This window comes from Aequorivita antarctica, from assembly GCF_007997155.1.
GTDB lineage: Bacteria > Bacteroidota > Bacteroidia > Flavobacteriales > Flavobacteriaceae > Aequorivita > Aequorivita antarctica.
The window spans coordinates 227,020-244,482 of sequence record NZ_VORT01000003.1; the positions used below are offsets into that span (position 1 = coordinate 227,020).

Consider the following 17,463-nt stretch of genomic DNA (forward strand, 5'->3'; position numbering starts at 1 on the left):
TTCTCGATTTCAATTTCATTTTCAGTATTTTCGCCTTATGATATTAGTAACTGGCGGCACTGGTTTGGTGGGCTCCCATCTGTTGTATTTTCTTTTGAAGAAAGACGAGCCGGTGCGTGCAATTCATAGAAAAAATAGTGACATTGGTTCTGTAAAAAAGGTTCTTGCTCTTTACACTTCTGAAGTGGATTTACTTTTCAATAAAATTGAATGGGTTGAAGCCAACATTATAGATATTCCAGCACTTACAGTTGCTTTTGAGAACATTACAAAAGTGTATCATTGTGCAGCTTTCATAACTTTTAACCCTTCAAAATATAAAGTCCTTAAAAAAGCAAATGTTGAAGGCACGGCAAATATTGTAAACCTCTGTTTAGCAAATAAAATTGAAAAAATCTGTTATGTCAGTTCGGTTGCCACTTTGGGAAGTAATTTAAACAATCGGTTAATTACAGAAGAAACTCCTTGGAACCCCGACGAAAAAAACAGCGATTACGCCATCACAAAATACGGTGCCGAAATGGAGGTTTGGCGTGGTACACAGGAAGGCTTAGAGGCAGTAATCGTGAATCCAGGTGTTATTTTGGGCACGTCGCCCGATGGTGGCGGAAGTGGTGTAATTATTTCATTAGGTGCTAGCGGTATTCCTTTTTATCCTACCGGAGCAATGGGTATTGTTGATGTTCAAGATGTGGTAAAAGTGATGGTTCAGCTGATTGATTCTGATATCAAAAATGAGCAATTTATTTTGGTTAGTGAAAATATTACTTATAAGGAGTTGCTCTCCAAGCTAGCCCCTTTGTTCGGAAAAAAACCGCCAACCAAAAAGCTGTCAAAAAGAATTATGCTTTTTCTAAGTGGAATGGATTGGCTATCGAGTATATTTTTCAGAACAAAAAGAAGGATTGTTAAAGCTACCGTTCGATCCATGTTCAAATCCTCTCTTTACGATGCGGAGAAAATAAAAAAAACCCTTGCTTTTCAATTTACACCAACGGAAGAAACGCTGGATAGAATTGTAAAAGAAAGAGGGGGAAAATTAAATTAAACTGTCTTTTACTGGCTCAGAACTCGCCTTAACCTCCTTCAATTGGCGTTTTATACTATCTTTTCGAAGCCACTCTTTTTCCCAAATACTGTCCATTTTTTGTTGCATTGTGTTAAGCCGAGCTTCAACCTCGCCGACAATTTCCATATAGATATTCACATCGGCAGCATAAAACGCGTTGCTTTTTGCGAACTGCAAACTATCAATTCCATAATTTTTATAGACCATCGAATCCATTTTGATGCCTTTCGCAATGATTGATTTATTGTCTATACTTCTAGCGGCATTATCCAAATAGGTTTCCGTCAGTATATCGACCATTTTATCTTTGGAAATAAGATTTTTAGGCTTTTCGGGTTGGTTCACATCCTGACAGCCAAATAAACTTAAAACGAATACTATAAAAAATATCGATTGCTTCATTATCTATTAAAGGTAAGTCTTTCTGGATTGCTCTTGTTGGGAAATTTTGAATTTTCATAAACAACGATCCCATTTACCAAAGTATGCGTAACCCGCGATTTAAAGATTGTTCCTTCAAAAGGTGACCATCCACATTTATAGAGTAGGTTTTCTTTTTTTACGTTCCAAGGCGAATTGAGATCGACCAAAACCAAGTCTGCTTTATAGCCTTTTCTTATATAACCACGCTCTTTTATTTGAAACAAAATTGCAGGGTTGTGTGCCGTTTTTTCTACAATTTTTTCCAAAGAAATTTTGCCTCTGTGATACAATTCCAAAAGCGCCACCAATGCGTGTTGCACTAAAGGTCCGCCAGATGGAGCATTTAAATATTTATTATTTTTTTCTTCCAAAGTATGAGGTGCGTGGTCTGTAGCGATAACATCAATACGGTCATCGAGCAAGGCTTTTAGTAATCCGTCTCTGTCTTTTTCAGTTTTAATGGCTGGATTCCATTTTATTTTGGTGCCTTTGGTTTTGTAATCTTCATCTGTAAACCACAAATGGTGAATACAAACCTCAGCGGTAATTTTCTTTTCGGAAAGTGGTTTTTTATTGCTAAAAAGATGCGTTTCCTTTTCCGTTGAAAGATGAAAAACATGAAGGCGCGCTCCCGTTTTTTCAGCAAGTTTTATAGCATTTGAAGATGAAATATAACACGCTTCCTCACTGCGGATTTTTGGGTGAAGTTCCACAGGAATGTCTTCACCATATTCCGCTTTATATTTTTCAAGATTTTGTTTTATGGTAGCTTCATCCTCACAATGTGCAGAAATGAGCAAATTGGTTTTGCTGAAAATTTCTTCCAAGATTTTCGGATCATCTACCAACATATTTCCAGTAGAGGAACCCAAAAATAGTTTTAAACCAGCTACTTTTTTCGGATCAACTTTTAAAATCTCGTCCAAATTATCGTTCGTGCCGCCAAACATAAAAGAATAATTGGCCCAAGAAGTTTTGGAGGCAATATCAAATTTTTCTTCCAGTAATTCAATGGTAGTAGCCTGTGGAACGGTGTTCGGCATTTCAATAAACGAAGTGATTCCCCCGGCCACCGCAGCTTTTGATTCGCTTTCAATATCGGCTTTGTGCGTCAATCCCGGTTCACGAAAATGCACCTGATCGTCAATCATTCCCGGCAATAAATAGCTGCCATCTGCATCGATAACTTTCGTTTCGGCAGATTTCATGCTGATGGTTTCAGAAATTTCCGCAATGCGTCCGTCCTGAACCAGCACGTCGCCTTTAAAGATTACTCCTTCATTTACAATATTCGCGTTCTTAATTAAAACTGCCCTCATTGAATCTTTTTCTGTTAAATACACTTTTAAATTTCATTGCAATCACACCAAAAATAGCTTCGGAAATAATGCCAGAACTCATTTTTGATTCTCCTTTCGTGCGATCCGTAAAAATAACCGGCACTTCTTTTATTTTGAATTTGCTGATGTACGCCTTGAATTTCATTTCAATCTGAAAAGCGTAGCCCACAAAACGAATGTTGTCTAAGTTTATTTTCTGCAGCACACTTCTTTTGTAACAAATAAATCCAGCCGTGGTGTCATAAATATTCATCCCCATCACAAACCGTACATATTTTGAAGCCAGCCAAGATAACAAAACCCTACTCATTGGCCAGTTTACCACATTTACGCCTTTCACGTATCGCGAACCAATTGCCATATCGTTGCCTTCCTTATGGCAAGCATTGAATAGCCGAATCAAATCATTGGGGTTGTGTGAAAAATCCGCATCCATTTCAAAAATGTAATCGTATCCATTTTCCAAAGCCCATTTAAAACCCGCAATATAAGCTGCTCCCAAGCCCTTCTTTTCTGTTCGATTGAGTATAAATAATCTGTCGGGATATGCCTTGAAATTTGCCTCAACCGCCTGTGCAGTGCCGTCTGGGGAATTATCATCCACAACCAAAATGTGAAATTCACGTTGCAACGAGAAAACAGTGCGCAGCAGCCGTTCTATGTTTTCAATTTCATTGTAGGTTGGCACCACCACTACCGCCTTGGACATACTGCAATTTTAGTGCAAATGTACCCTTTTTTGAATAAATAAATGTGAAGTAAAATCTAATTGATGCCACAAAATGGAAATATATTTTACTGTACCTTTACTCAAAATTTTGACGGTGGATTTTAGCGAAAGACTTATCATATCAACCGATTGGGCCACTTATTTGTTGGCTAGCTGCTTCGTTCTTTTTGCGCTCGCCAAATATTTTTACCCAAAAAGATTTCACGAGTTTTCCTTGCTTCCTATCACCAATCAGTACTTTTTTGTTCACGGTAAAAATGATGAACTGAACCATCCTTTCAATATGATGCTTTTCGTTGCACAGATAATTTGTGTTTCAATTTTTGTCTTTTTACTCTTCAAAGTTTTTAATCCTTCTGAAATCCAGAATAACCAGTGGCTTTTTCTTCAAATCTGTACTGCCTACAGTTTATTTATTTTAATAAAATTTTCTTTGGAAAAAATTGTCGGAAATATTTTTTCCTTAGATGTACTTATCAACAATTATTTATATCAAAAGCTTAGTTATCGTAATTTTTTGGGCATATTGTTTTTCATTGGCAATCTTTTCTTCCTATACATTTACTCGCCAACCGCAAGTGCACTACTCATTTTTGGTGGCTGTGCCCTTGCGCTAAACGCTATTGCATTGTTATACAGTTATAAGAAAAACGGAAAATTAATATTCAGCAATTTCTTCTATTTTATTTTGTATCTTTGCGCACTTGAAATCGCACCCTATATTATCCTCTACAAAACATTTGTTTAGTCGGATATAATTATAAAAAACCAGGAATATCTATGAAAGTGAAAACTATTTTGGTTTCCCAGCCTGAGCCTAAAATTGAAAACTCACCCTATTTCGATTTAATCGAAAAGCAAAAGGTAAAAATAGATTTTCGTCCTTTCATTCACGTTGAAGGCGTATCGGGCAAAGATGTTCGAGCCCAAAAAGTTGACCTTACCCAATATTCGGCCATTATTCTTACCAGCCGAAACTCTGTGGACCATTATTTCCGAATTGCCGAAGAACTTCGTTTTAAGGTGCCGGACACTATGAAATATTTTTGTTTGAGTGAAGCAGTAGCTTACTACCTTCAAAAATATGTTGTTTACAGAAAGCGGAAAATTTATGTGGGAAAAAGAACTTTTTCAGAACTGGCACCTTTGATAAAAAAATATAAAAGTGAAAAATTTCTACTTCCAACTTCTGATAAATTGAAACCCGAAGTTCCACAGGTATTGAATGAATTAAAAGTGGATTGGAAAGAAGCTACATTTTACAAAACGGTAATCAGCGATCTTTCAGATCTTCGTGATGTTTATTATGACATATTGGTGTTTTTTAGCCCAAGTGGAATCCAGTCGCTTTTGGAAAACTTTCCAGATTTTAAACAAAACGAGACACGCATAGCAGTATTCGGGAACACAACTGTAAAAGCTGCTACAGATGAGGGCCTGCGCGTAGATATTCAAGCCCCAACCCCTGAAACTCCTTCTATGACAATGGCTTTGGAAAAGTACATCAAGGAGGTTAACAACAAAAAATAAGATCGATTAATTGCAAATAAAAAAGGCTTGCCATATTGGCAAGCCTTTTTGTTTATGAATTATTTTCAGAAATTATTCGGAAGCGGGAGCTCCAGCAAGAATTTCATCGTTAGCATAAGTTTCAAATTTAGCAAAGTTCTCTTTGAATGAGTTTGCCAATTCTTTAGCTTGAATATCATAAGCCTTTTTGTTCTTCCAAGTTTCCTTTGGGTTTAATATTTCCGAAGGAACGTTCGGGCAGGATTTTGGCATCATCAGATTGAAAACTGGATGTTTTTCAAATTCCACATCTTTCAATTTTCCTTCCAAAGCAGCGGCAATCATTGCACGGGTGTATTTCAATTTCATTCTGCTACCCACACCATAAGGACCACCTGTCCAGCCTGTGTTTATCAACCAAACATTTACGTTAGCGCCTTTCATCTTTTTGCTCAACATTTCGGCATATTCTGTTGGGTGAAGTGGCATAAACGGTGCGCCAAAGCACGCTGAAAAGTTTGGCGTAGGTTCGTTGATTCCCTCCTCTGTTCCAGCAACTTTTGCAGTATAACCACTAATAAAGTGATATGCCGCCTGCCCCGGAGTCAATTTCGAAATAGGAGGCAAAACACCAAAAGCATCTGCTGTTAAAAAGAAAATATTTTTTGGGTTGTGACCAATAGATGGCACTTGAATGTTGTTGATGTGATAGATTGGATAACTTACACGTGTATTTTGAGTGATAGAAGTATCTGCAAAATCTACATTTCCATCCGCGTCCATTACAACGTTTTCAAGTAGTGCCCCAGGTTTTATTGCATTAAAAATATCTGGTTCGTTTTCTTCTGAAAGGTTTATAACCTTCGCATAACATCCACCTTCAAAATTAAAAATTGTATTATCCGGTGTCCATGCGTGTTCATCATCTCCTATCAAATTTCGGTCAGGGTCTGCTGAAAGTGTAGTTTTACCAGTTCCTGAAAGTCCAAAGAAAATGGCAGTTTCTCCATTTTCGCCAACGTTTGCTGAGCAGTGCATTGGCAGGGTATTTTTATTTACTGGCATAATAAAATTAAGTGCCGAAAAAATACCTTTTTTAATTTCACCAGTATAGCCTGTTCCACCAATCAAGGCAATTTTACGTGTGAAATTAAGGATAGCAAAATTATGTTGACGTGTTCCGTCCACTTCAGGATCTGCTACAAATCCAGGGGCATTTATAAGAAGCCATTCGGGGTCAAATACCGCCAATTCTTCTTCAGTGGGACGAAGAAACATATTATGGGCAAATAAATTGCACCAGGGCGTCTCGTTAATAACTCTAATATTGAGCCTGTAGTTTTCATCTGCGCAAGCATAGCTATCGCGCACGTAAATTTCTTTTTCTGAAAGATAATCAGTAACCTTTTCATAAAGCCTATCAAACATATCTGGCGGAAACGGAATGTTTATATTCCCCCACCATACTTTGTCGCGGGTAATATCGTCTTTTACAATAAACCTATCTTTCGGAGACCTTCCGGTAAATTCTCCCGTGTCTACTGCCAAGGCACCACTAGCGGCTTCTTTTCCCTGTCCTTTTTGCAATGTTTCGTCGTGAAGTTCTTCAGAAGAAAGTTGATATTTAACTTTTGCATTTTTGATTCCGTATTTTTCAACAGAAATCGTTTTCGTAGCTTGGTTTTTATCGACCATACCTTTTTAAAATTTTGTAGAGTACAAAAGTAGCAATTCTCAGAGAAATTGAAGAAAATATAAAAGACATTTATCGCTTCTTTAACGAAAGCATTTTATATGCAAGCAAAAACCAGCCGATGATAAACATCAAACCCCCTATTGGGGTTATAAATCCAATCTTGGCGGAATTAAAAGGCAAAACTTCATTCAACGCAAGCAGATAAATAGATCCGGAAAAAAGAAGTATTCCTAAAATAAAAAACCAAAACACGATTTTTTTTAACTTCTCTGGAATTGATGGAGCTAATCCCAACACTAAAATAGCGAGACAATGGTACATTTGGTAGCGCACGCCAGTTTCAAATGTATTTAATGCCGAAACTTCCACGATATTTTTTAAACCATGTGCTCCAAAAGCCCCCAGAGCAATGGTGGCGGCGGTGAGAAAAGAAGCTGTCACTACCATATTTTTATCAAAAACTGTCATTTTTAAAATTTGGAATTAGTAATTTCGTCCTTTACAAAATCTATCTCCAAAGTTAACAAAAAACTCTCCTAATGAGAAACATATTAATTATCGGCGCAGGAAGATCTGCCACAAGTTTAATCCGCTATTTACTAGACAAAAGTGAAAAAGAAAACCTTTTTATAACAATTGGCGATATTTCTATTCAGTCTGCTCAAAAATTCACAACTGGACATCCCAACGCCCGCGGAATTATGCTCGACGTTTTTAACGATGTGCAAAGAAAGGAAGCCGTTGAAAACAGCGATTTGGTTATTTCAATGCTTCCCGCACGTTATCATATTGAAGTAGCACGTGATTGTATTGAATTTGGAAAACATATGGTTACGGCCTCTTATATAAGCAATGAAATGCAAGCGCTTAACCACAAAGCCGAATCAAAGGGATTGGTTTTTATGAATGAAATTGGCCTCGATCCCGGAGTGGATCATATGAGCGCAATGCAAGTGATAGACAGAATTCGTGCAAAAGGTGGAAAAATGCTGCTTTTTGAATCGTTTTGCGGAGGTTTGATTGCTCCCGAAAGCGACAATAATCTGTGGAATTATAAATTTACATGGAACCCCCGAAACGTAGTTTTGGCAGGTCAAGGTGGCGCTGCCGAATTTATACAGGAAGGAAAATACAAGTATATTCCATACCATCGTTTATTCAGAAGAACCGAATTCATCAACATTGAAGATTACGGCAGGTTTGAAGTTTACGCCAACCGGAATTCACTGAAGTATCAGTCTATTTACGGTTTGGATAAAATTCTCACTTTGTATCGTGGAACCATTCGTCGCGTGGGTTTCAGCCGCGCTTGGAATATGTTTGTACAACTCGGAATGACGGACGACAGCTATACCATTCCAGATTCTGAAAATATGACGTATCGCGAATTCGTCAATTTATTTCTTCCATATTCGCCTTCAGATTCGGTAGAATTAAAACTTCGTCATGCATTGAAAATGGACCAAGACGATTTAATGTGGGACAAATTGGAAGATCTTGATATTTTTACCAAAGAAAAAACACTGGGAATTAAGGATTCAACCCCAGCAATGGGTCTTCAAAAAATATTGGAAGATAAATGGACGTTGGCGCCAGAAGATAAAGACATGATTGTGATGTATCACAAATTCGGTTACGAATTAGATGGAAAACAATACCAAATTGATAGTCACATGACGCTTATTGGCGAAGATCAAACCCATACCGCAATGGCAAAAACCGTTGGCCTTCCAGTTGCAATTGCAGCATTGAAAATTTTAAATGAAGAAATAACCACGCCTGGAGTTCAGCTTCCAATTGCTAAAGAAGTTTATGAACCAATTTTAAAAGAACTGGCTGAAAACGGAGTTATATTTCACGAAGAAGAAGTGAAGTATTTAGGGTATAATCCTGATAATATGCACTAATATTAGCAGATAATAAAATCATTCATATAATATGAAGAAAATAGTATTACTATTCTTTACAATACTAATGGCGCATTTTGGTTTTTCTCAGACAAATGGAGCTACAAAAAAAGTTGTGTTAGAACAATTCAATGGAGCTTGGAACGGTTACTGTCCAGATTCAGATTTTATAATGGAAAACATTCTTACGCAATATCCTGATAATGTAATTGGTGTTTCTATACATAGTCTTGATGGAATGGCTTACAATAATGGGATTGAACCTGAATTCTCTATTGGGACTTTCCCAGTTGGAATGTTAGATAGAAAAAAATTTATAGGTGAGTCTAATGAGATAGTAAATCGTATTGATTGGTCGGATTATGTAGTAGAACAATTGACTAGTTATACCCCTGCAGAAGTTGACGTGACTATTTATTATGATTCAGCAACACGAACAATTATTGGTACAATAACAGCAGAATTTATTGATTCTGCAAGTGGAGATATGCGTTTTGTGATGAGTGTAGTAGAAGATGATGTAACTGGGACTGGCCCTGATTTCGATCAAACGAATTATTATAATAATAGCCCAGGACATCCATTTTACGCTGCCGGAAATCCGATTATTGGATACAATCATAAACATGTTCTACGTGCAAATTTGCCAGGTGTTTACGGAAACGCAGGAATCATTCCATCAACCGTTAGTGCCGGATCAGTATATTCTGAAACCTTTACTTATGTCTTGCCAGCTAACTTCGATGAAACGAAAATTTCAGTAGTTGGATTTTTAGCTTTCAGTGTTCCTGAAGTTGGACAGCGTGAAATTATAAATGCAGATCAAAAGCTGTTGTCGGAAGTATTATCGATAGAAAAAGAAGACCTATTTGGTTCACTTTCCATTTCACCAAATCCAACAAATAATCAATTTACACTAAATTTAAACTTAAAAGAAACTATAACAGCCGATATCATAATGTATAACCAATTGGGTCAGGAGGTGAAAAAAATAGCTTCGGGTACTTTTACTACAGGAAATCAAGCAATACAGGTTTCTGTAGAAAACTTATCAAAAGGAGTATATTACATTACAACTCGAACCAGTAATCATTCATTAATAAAGAAATTGGTAGTTAAATAAACAAAACCCGCAAATTTGCGGGTTTTGTTTTATTCAAAAATCGACAATCGTCAATCTAATATCATAAATCCTTTTATCGTCTTCCCATAAAAATGGAAATGAAATATAGCAAAGTTGCCAATGACCCAAGCGCTGCAACCACATAGGTTCTCGCTGCCCATTTCAAAGCATCTTTAGCTCCATCGTGTTCTTGTGGCGTTACCATTTTGCTGCTTTCCAGCCAAGCTAATGCTCTATTACTAGCATCGTATTCCACGGGTAATGTAATAAAGGCGAAAGCAGTAGTTGCCGCAAAAAGGATAATTCCTATAAAAAACACAACATTCCCCAACGCACCCATAATATTCATCGCGGTCATTATCAAACCTGCCATAATCACAAAGTTGGATAATTTACTAGCAACTCCAACCGCTGGTACGATAGCTGAACGCATTTTTAACCAACTGTATGCAGTAGCATGTTGTACAGCGTGTCCGCATTCGTGGGCCGCAACCGCGGCGGCGGCGGCGTTACGTTGCATATATACGCCTTCACTTAAGTTTACTGTTTTGTCCGCTGGATTGTAATGATCTGTCAATTGACCTGCAACTGAAATTACTTTTACATCGGTAATTCCGTTATCTGCCAACATTTTTTCGGCAATTTCTTTTCCGCTCATTCCATTTTGAAGATGAACTTGCGAATATTCTTTAAACTTACTTTTCAGTGTACGGCTTACGTACCAACTTACCAAAAAGAAAATTCCTGCAATTATATAGTATCCAAACATTTTTTATCGTTTTTAAATTCTTACTTCAAATTTAATCAAAAAGCGTGCTAATTTTTAACCTACAATATTTACAATTTTTCCGGGAACGATGATTACCTTTTTCGGCGTGCGCCCCTCTAAATACTGGGCTGTCTTCTCATGTGCCATTACGGCAGATTCTATTTCCTCTTTGTTTAAATCCAATGGCAACTCCAATGTAAAACGCATTTTCCCGTTGAAGGAGATTGGATATTCCTTACTGCTTTCCACCAAATATTGCTGATCAAATTTTGGAAAAGGTGCGATGGAAATACTTTCCGAATGCCCCAATTTCTGCCAAAGTTCTTCGGCGATGTGTGGCGCGTAAGGCGAAATAAGAATTGCCAACGGCTCCAAAACTTCCCGAGAATTACAATTTTGGGAAGTAAGCTCATTTACAGCAATCATAAAAGACGAAACCGAAGTGTTGAAACTAAAATGCTCAATATCTTCCTGCGTTTTTTTGATGGTTTTGTGAAGCGTTTTCAAACTGTCTTTGGAAGCCGCTTCGTCGGAAACGTAAAAATCATTTGGCTCTTGCGATTGAGAAACATCCCCCTTGCACCCTTCAAAGGGGGAATGGTAGAGTTTCCAAAGTTTTTTTAGGAAGCCGTGCACACCAGTAATTCCAGCGGTATTCCATGGTTTTGCCTGCTCTAGCGGTCCGAGGAACATTTCATACATTCTCAACGTATCGGCGCCGTATTGGTTGCAAATATCATCGGGGTTTACCACGTTGTATTTGCTTTTGGACATTTTTTCTACTTCGCGACCGACCTTATACGAACCATCTTCTTCTAAAATAAATTTTGCATTTTTAAAGTCTTCTCTCCAAGATTTAAAACCTTCAACATCTAATACATTCGACGTATTTACCAATGAAACATCCGCATGAATAGGCATAACATTAAAGTCAAATTCATTTGCATCAATATCCCTATCATTTATTTCATTCTTTAAAAAATTATAAAGATCCTTATAAGGATAATCTGAAACAGAAACTAAATCCATTGAATCTAGTTTCATTCCTTCTTTAATTTTATTTCTGCTTAAAAACAAGTCAGGCAACTCATTTAAAAACTCAAGGTATTTATTTAATTCTTTGTCATTATCTTCAATCTTCTTAGACTGAAAAAAACTAATTGCATAAACAAACGCACTCTCCCCCAATATCATTCCTTGGTTTATCAGCTTTTTAAAAGGTTCTTCCACAGGTACCAATCCGCGATCGTGCATAAATTTCACCCAAAAACGGCTGTATAACAAATGGCCAGTGGCGTGCTCGCTGCCGCCAATGTATAAATCCACGTTTTTCCAGTAGTTCAATGCTTCTTTTGAGGCGAAAACTTCGTCGCGCTTTTCATCTTCCATATATCGGAAAAAGTACCAACTGCTTCCCGCCCAACCCGGCATCGTATTCAATTCCAAAGGATAAATTCCGTTTTCATTAGAAGACCCCTCGACTGCGCTCGGGGAGACATTTTCATTGGAAACAATTTTTTTATTTTTTTCATCCCAACTCCAGTTTTCGGCACGTCCCAAAGGCGGCTCGCCTTCTTCGGTGGGAAGGTATTTTTCAACTTCGGGAAGACGCAATGGCAAACATTCCGTAGGGATTGGGTGCGGCATTCCGTCTTTATAATAAATCGGGAACGGTTCGCCCCAATACCGCTGACGACTAAAAACAGCATCGCGTAAACGGTAGTTTATTTTGCCTTCGCCAACGCCTTTTTCTTCCAAAGCAGCGATGATTTTTTCCGTTGCTTGCTTATAATTTAAATCATTTAAAAAATCGCTGTTGGTAATGATTGTATTGTCCTTATCGGAATAGGCTTCCTTAGAAATATCTGCATCCTTAAAAATATTCGGAATGGGCAGATTGAAATGTTTCGCAAAATCATAATCGCGCTGATCGCCGCAGGGAACGCTCATTACAGCGCCTGTTCCGTAGCCCGCCAAAACGTAATCGCCAATCCAAACTGGAATGGAATCACCCGTAAAAGGATGTTCTGCATACGCGCCTGTGAAAACACCGGTAATGGTTTTTACATCGGCCATTCGTTCGCGCTCGCTTCGTTTTGCGGTGGCTTCAATGTAATTTTCAACGGCTTCCTTTTGTTCTGCAGTAGTGATTTTTGATACCAAATCGTGTTCCGGCGCTAATGTCATAAAACTTACACCGAATATAGTATCGGGGCGCGTTGTAAAGACGTCAATTTTGGCGTCGTGATCTTTTACATTAAAAGTTACACTTGACCCTTTCGAGCGACCAATCCAATTGGTTTGCGAATCTTTCAAAGGTTGTGGCCAGTCTATTTTATCGAGTCCGTCAAGCAAACGTTGGGCGTAGGCAGTAATTCGCATACTCCACTGTTTCATCTTTTTGCGGACAACGGGATAACCGCCACGTTCGGAAACACCGTTTACTATTTCGTCATTCGCCAAAACGGTACCCAGTTGTGGGCACCAGTTTACTTCGGTTTCGGCCAAATAGGTCAATCTATATTTTAAAAGAATTTCCTGTTTTTTTGTTTCTGAAAAATCAAGCCATTCCGAAGCGGTAAAAAGTTCAATTCCTTCATCACAAACTGCGTTTACGTGAATATTTCCTTCCGAAGAAAAAACAACACGCAATTCTTCAATTGCAAGCGCTTTATTTTGGTCTTTATCATACCAACTATCAAAAAGCTGCAGAAAAATCCACTGCGTCCATTTGTAATATTCAGGATTTGAAGTACGCACTTCGCGGCTCCAATCGAATGAAAAACCTAGTTTGTCAAGTTGTTCACGGTAACGCGCAATGTTTTCTTCGGTAGTTTTTGCGGGATGCTGCCCAGTTTGTATAGCGTATTGTTCCGCTGGAAGTCCGAAAGAATCATACCCTTGAGGATGCAACACATTAAAACCTTGGTGGCGTTTGTAGCGGGTGTAGATATCACTTGCAATGTACCCAAGCGGATGCCCAACGTGCAGGCCAGCCCCGGATGGATAGGGAAACATATCCAAAACGTAGTATTTTGGTTTTTCGCTTTTGTTTTCGGCTTTAAAAGTTTGGTTTTTGGCCCAATATTTCTGCCACTTATCTTCTATATCGTTGAAGTGATATTTGCTCATCTCCTATGCTTTCTTTTCAAAATTATACCCACACGGGCAAACAGCCGCAAATTTAAGGTTTATTAAAAGAAGTAAAACCCTATAATTTAAAAATTTGGATGTAGAAGCTTTCCAGAATAAAGCACCCAGGCCATAGAGAGAATTGCTGCAATGTTCATGGCGATTCCGAAAATTTTCATCTGCTTCACAGTGTAAGGCTTTTCTTTGAAAAAAACGAAAATATCCAGAATCAACCACAGCGAAAAAGCAGCCAAAAAGCCCGACAACACCCAATCATCAAACCAAAATTTTAGGATATATGATTCAAATAAAAGTAGAAATAACATTAGAAACTTAGCTTTTTTTCTTCCGATTAATACTGCAGTGGTTTTCTTTTTTGCTAAAATATCGGGTTCAATATCCATAATTTCCCCAGCAATGTGTGCTTGAAAAGCAAAGAGTGTGAGGTACAACAAGGTTTGCCATGGAATCATTTCCAAACTATTCAGTTGAATACTGAAAAGTGCTGTGAATACGTAGCCAACTTGAATTAAAATCTCAAATGGCGGACGCTCTTTAAGCCGGAAGGGTTTATAGTTGTAAATGATATTGAACACTATCATAAACAACAAAAGGATGAAAAGCTCTACCCCGCCAACATAGGCAAAGTATGCCAAAAACGGTGTCGTTACAAAAAAGATATAGCGCGGTACATTCGCCAATTTCTTTTTGCTAAAACGGGCTCCGAAGAGATAGTTTCCTTTTCGTGGATTTAATGAATCTGCTTTACCATCAGTAAAATCATTCAAACCATAAACCAAAAAATTCAAAGGAAAAGTGACAAAGAAGAGGCCTATCCAAAAAAGTGGCTGTTCCCAGAAATTTGAAGATCGGTCAAAAGGGACCAAATAAATCCAAATTGTCGGAAACCAAAGTCCCGGTCGGGAAATTTTGAGGAATTTCAGCAGGTTTTTTATAATAGTAGTTAATTTTAAGGCACTCCAAATTTAATCTTATTATAACAAATTGGAAACTTTCGGCGTTGTTTAACACAAGATGTAAAATTACTTGTATTTTTACGGCAAAATTCAGCAAACCTTATGAGTTCTTCTTTTGAAAAATATCAAAAACGTAGATTGATTTCTTCCTATTTTTCAGTAGTTATCAGCATTTCTCTGGTGCTTTTTCTATTGGGTCTATTGGGACTGTTGGTGTTAAATTCAAAAAAAGTAGCCGATTATTTTAAGGAGCAAATAGCGATAACCGTTTTTCTAAAAGACAGCGCAAAAGAAGTCGAAATCACGCAACTGAAACAAAGTCTGGCATTGGCCGAATACACAAAGTCCGCAACTTTTGTTTCAAAAGAAGAAGCTGCAAAGGAACACCAAGAAACTTTGGGTGAAAATTTTATAGAATATTTGGGTGAAAACCCATTGCAAAATAGCATTGACGTTTACATTTTGGCAGATTATGTTACTCCAATAAAAATGGAAGAAATAACCAACGAGCTGAAAAGCAAGGGTTTTGTAGATGATGTAATTTATGACAAACCTTTGATTGCACAGCTTACCGAAAACGTGAAACGCATTAGTTTTTGGGTTTTGGTAATCAGTGGGATTTTTACATTTATCGCTGTATTGCTTATAAATAGCAGCATTCGACTTTCCATATATTCAAAGCGATTTACTATAAAAACGATGCAAATGGTAGGTGCTACCAAGAAATTTATTCGTCAGCCATTTGTTTGGAAAAGTGTTCGATTAGGAATTGTTGGAGCTGTTGTGGCGATGATCGGGATGGGAGTGGTGCTTTACTACCTCAACCAAAGTTTCCCACAGTTGCAATTATTGGGTGATCCAACCCTGTTAGCTGTGCTGTTTATATTTATATTTTTAATGGGCGTTTTAATAACCTGGATCAGTACATTTATTGCTACGCAGCGATTTTTGAATTTGCGCACTGACGATTTGTACTATTAATAATTTATTCAAACAGAGTAAAACCTGTAACTTTGAACCTGTAACCTTTCAATAATGGGAGAGAAAAAAAGAAAAGACGATTTTAAGCCCGAATTTGTTTTCGAGAGAAAAAACTATAAGTTCATGCTTATTGGCGTGGCGTTTATTGTTTTAGGTTTTATATTGATGACTGGAGGCGGAAGTGACGACCCAAACGTTTTCAATCCTGAAATTTACAACTGGAGACGCATCCGTTTGGCCCCGGCAATGGTCCTTTTAGGTTTTGCTATTGAAGTGTATGCCATTTTATTGAAACCCGATAGCAAAGAAGAAAATTAGTGGATACCCTACAAGCCATTGTCCTTGCAATTATTGAAGGTTTAACTGAATTTTTACCCGTTTCTTCAACAGGGCATATGATTATCGCTTCTTCCTTTTTTGGAATTGCTGGCGATGATTTTACCAAACTTTTTACAATCGTTATTCAGCTCGGAACCATTATGAGCGTTGTGGTTTTATACTTTAAACGTTTCTTCCAGAGCATGGATTTTTACTACAAACTTTTCGTAGCATTTCTACCTGCAGTTTTTTTAGGATTGCTTTTGAGCGATTTTATAGATAGCCTTTTGGAAAACCCAATTACGGTTGCTGTTTCATTAATAATCGGTGGATTTATTCTTTTAAAAGTAGACGATTGGTTTGGCGATGGTGAGCTGACTGAAATATCATACTTAACGGCTTTAAAAATTGGTTTCTTTCAATGCTTGGCAATGATTCCGGGAGTTTCTCGAAGCGGAGCAAGTATTGTAGGAGGTATGAGCCAAAAACTTTCGCGAACTGTGGCTGCGGAATTTTCTTTCTTTTTGGCCATTCCTACTATGCTGGGGGCTACCGTAAAAAAGAGTTATGATTATTACGAAGCAGGTTTTCAGCTTTCTTCGGAACAGGTGAATCTACTTATAATTGGAAACGTCGTTGGTTTTATTGTGGCGTTGATTGCGATAAAATTCTTTATAGATTATTTGAGTAAAAACGGCTTTAAAATATTTGGTTACTATAGAATTATCGCTGGAGTCGCAGTTTTATTGATTCACTTTTTTATTCAAGAACTTACTGTAATTTAATGACTGCGGAAGATTATAAAGAAGGCCAAGTAATTTTAATAGACAAGCCACTTGAATGGACTTCATTCCAAGCGGTGAACAAAGTGAGGTGGCTGATTCGGAAATCATTCGGAATAAAAAAAATAAAAGTAGGTCATGCGGGCACACTCGATCCTTTGGCTACAGGACTTTTGATTATTTGTAGCGGAAAATTCACCAAAAGAATAGATACTTTTCAAGCGCAAGAAAAGGAGTATACAGGCATGTTTACCTTGGGCGCTACTACACCAAGCTATGATTTGGAAACTGAAATTGACCAATCTTTTGACACTTCAGAGATTACTTCAGAAAAAATACAGGAAACCACAAAGCAATTTTTAGGCGAAATACAACAACAACCACCCGTTTTTTCAGCATTGAAAAAAGATGGAAAAAGACTTTATGAATTTGCACGAAGTGGCGAAGACGTTGAAATCCCCTTCCGAACCGTTACTATTTCAGAATTTGAAATAACAAAAATTGAACTCCCTAACGTACATTTTAGAGTAGTTTGTAGCAAAGGCACCTACATTCGCTCCTTGGCTAATGATTTTGGAAAAACGTTGAACAATGGCGCACATCTTTCCGCTTTGCGCCGAACTAGAATCGGAGAATATTCAGTGGAAAATGCTTTGGGAATTGAAGCGTTTGAAGCTTCACTGCCAAGTTAAATTAACGCTAATACC

General features: G+C 37.7%; 17 protein-coding genes. 9 read left to right on the forward strand and 8 right to left on the reverse strand.

What is annotated here, in order from left to right:
• Nucleotides 1-37 precede the first annotated feature (37 nt).
• Nucleotides 38-1,048: an NAD-dependent epimerase/dehydratase family protein gene (locus ESU54_RS05645; RefSeq protein ID WP_111843420.1), complete on the forward strand. Its 1,011-nt coding sequence runs from the start codon at nucleotides 38-40 to the stop codon at nucleotides 1,046-1,048.
• Here ESU54_RS05645 and ESU54_RS05650 read toward each other — a convergent pair.
• Genes ESU54_RS05650 through ESU54_RS05660 form a run of 3 tightly spaced genes read right to left on the reverse strand, consistent with a single transcriptional unit; the run spans nucleotide 1,040 to nucleotide 3,541 of the window.
• Nucleotides 1,040-1,471: a DUF4296 domain-containing protein gene (locus tag ESU54_RS05650; protein WP_111843419.1), complete on the reverse strand. Its 432-nt coding sequence runs from the start codon at nucleotides 1,469-1,471 to the stop codon at nucleotides 1,040-1,042. The genes ESU54_RS05645 and ESU54_RS05650 overlap by 9 nt on opposite strands.
• On the reverse strand, nucleotides 1,471-2,811 hold the full coding sequence (locus ESU54_RS05655; protein ID WP_111843622.1) for a dihydroorotase: 1,341 nt from the start codon (nucleotides 2,809-2,811) through the stop codon (nucleotides 1,471-1,473). The genes ESU54_RS05650 and ESU54_RS05655 overlap by 1 nt, the downstream gene beginning before the upstream one ends.
• On the reverse strand, nucleotides 2,792-3,541 hold the full coding sequence (locus ESU54_RS05660) for a polyprenol monophosphomannose synthase (RefSeq protein WP_111843418.1): 750 nt from the start codon (nucleotides 3,539-3,541) through the stop codon (nucleotides 2,792-2,794). The genes ESU54_RS05655 and ESU54_RS05660 overlap by 20 nt, the downstream gene beginning before the upstream one ends.
• Nucleotides 3,542-3,614: 73 nt before the next feature.
• Here ESU54_RS05660 and ESU54_RS05665 point away from each other — a divergent pair, with 73 nt between their 5' ends.
• Both ESU54_RS05665 and ESU54_RS05670 read left to right on the forward strand, forming a co-directional pair.
• Nucleotides 3,615-4,310 (forward strand): DUF4271 domain-containing protein, encoded by a 696-nt coding sequence (locus tag ESU54_RS05665; protein ID WP_146848085.1) that lies wholly within the window; start codon nucleotides 3,615-3,617, stop codon nucleotides 4,308-4,310.
• A gap of 32 nt (nucleotides 4,311-4,342) precedes the next feature.
• Nucleotides 4,343-5,092, forward strand: a complete 750-nt coding sequence (locus ESU54_RS05670) for a uroporphyrinogen-III synthase (RefSeq protein WP_111843416.1) — start codon at nucleotides 4,343-4,345, stop codon at nucleotides 5,090-5,092.
• A 72-nt stretch (nucleotides 5,093-5,164) separates the two neighbouring features.
• Here ESU54_RS05670 and pckA read toward each other — a convergent pair whose 3' ends face one another.
• A complete protein-coding gene (gene pckA / locus ESU54_RS05675; RefSeq protein ID WP_111843415.1) occupies nucleotides 5,165-6,766 on the reverse strand; it encodes a phosphoenolpyruvate carboxykinase (ATP) in 1,602 nt (533 codons plus the stop codon).
• A 70-nt stretch (nucleotides 6,767-6,836) separates the two neighbouring features.
• Nucleotides 6,837-7,235 (reverse strand): DUF423 domain-containing protein, encoded by a 399-nt coding sequence (locus tag ESU54_RS05680; RefSeq protein WP_111843414.1) that lies wholly within the window; start codon nucleotides 7,233-7,235, stop codon nucleotides 6,837-6,839.
• Nucleotides 7,236-7,306: 71 nt separating this feature from the next.
• Between ESU54_RS05680 and ESU54_RS05685 the strand changes: the two genes are divergently transcribed.
• Both ESU54_RS05685 and ESU54_RS05690 read left to right on the forward strand, forming a co-directional pair.
• Nucleotides 7,307-8,674: a saccharopine dehydrogenase family protein gene (locus ESU54_RS05685; RefSeq protein WP_111843413.1), complete on the forward strand. Its 1,368-nt coding sequence runs from the start codon at nucleotides 7,307-7,309 to the stop codon at nucleotides 8,672-8,674.
• Nucleotides 8,675-8,705: 31 nt separating this feature from the next.
• Complete coding sequence (locus ESU54_RS05690; protein WP_111843412.1) at nucleotides 8,706-9,797, forward strand: T9SS type A sorting domain-containing protein; 1,092 nt, start codon at nucleotides 8,706-8,708, stop codon at nucleotides 9,795-9,797.
• A gap of 73 nt (nucleotides 9,798-9,870) precedes the next feature.
• Here ESU54_RS05690 and ESU54_RS05695 read toward each other — a convergent pair whose 3' ends face one another.
• From ESU54_RS05695 to ESU54_RS05705, 3 genes are all read right to left on the reverse strand, one after another.
• Nucleotides 9,871-10,566, reverse strand: a complete 696-nt coding sequence (locus ESU54_RS05695; protein WP_111843411.1) for a zinc metallopeptidase — start codon at nucleotides 10,564-10,566, stop codon at nucleotides 9,871-9,873.
• 54 nt (nucleotides 10,567-10,620) lie between these two features.
• Nucleotides 10,621-13,698 (reverse strand): leucine--tRNA ligase, encoded by a 3,078-nt coding sequence (locus tag ESU54_RS05700; RefSeq protein ID WP_111843410.1) that lies wholly within the window; start codon nucleotides 13,696-13,698, stop codon nucleotides 10,621-10,623.
• 86 nt (nucleotides 13,699-13,784) lie between these two features.
• A complete protein-coding gene (locus ESU54_RS05705) occupies nucleotides 13,785-14,684 on the reverse strand; it encodes a UbiA family prenyltransferase (protein ID WP_111843409.1) in 900 nt (299 codons plus the stop codon).
• 93 nt (nucleotides 14,685-14,777) lie between these two features.
• On the opposite strand from ESU54_RS05705, the gene ESU54_RS05710 reads away from it, so the two are divergent.
• Genes ESU54_RS05710 through truB form a run of 4 tightly spaced genes read left to right on the forward strand, consistent with a single transcriptional unit; the run spans nucleotide 14,778 to nucleotide 17,448 of the window.
• Complete coding sequence (locus ESU54_RS05710) at nucleotides 14,778-15,656, forward strand: cell division protein FtsX (RefSeq protein WP_111843408.1); 879 nt, start codon at nucleotides 14,778-14,780, stop codon at nucleotides 15,654-15,656.
• A 54-nt stretch (nucleotides 15,657-15,710) separates the two neighbouring features.
• The gene (locus ESU54_RS05715) at nucleotides 15,711-15,974 is read left to right on the forward strand and encodes a DUF3098 domain-containing protein (protein ID WP_111843407.1); all 264 of its coding nucleotides are present in this window, start codon (nucleotides 15,711-15,713) and stop codon (nucleotides 15,972-15,974) included.
• A complete protein-coding gene (locus ESU54_RS05720) occupies nucleotides 15,974-16,759 on the forward strand; it encodes an undecaprenyl-diphosphate phosphatase (RefSeq protein ID WP_111843406.1) in 786 nt (261 codons plus the stop codon). The genes ESU54_RS05715 and ESU54_RS05720 overlap by 1 nt, the downstream gene beginning before the upstream one ends.
• A complete protein-coding gene (gene truB, locus ESU54_RS05725; protein WP_111843405.1) occupies nucleotides 16,759-17,448 on the forward strand; it encodes a tRNA pseudouridine(55) synthase TruB in 690 nt (229 codons plus the stop codon). Before ESU54_RS05720 ends, truB begins: the two co-directional genes overlap by 1 nt.
• Nucleotides 17,449-17,463 lie beyond the last annotated feature (15 nt).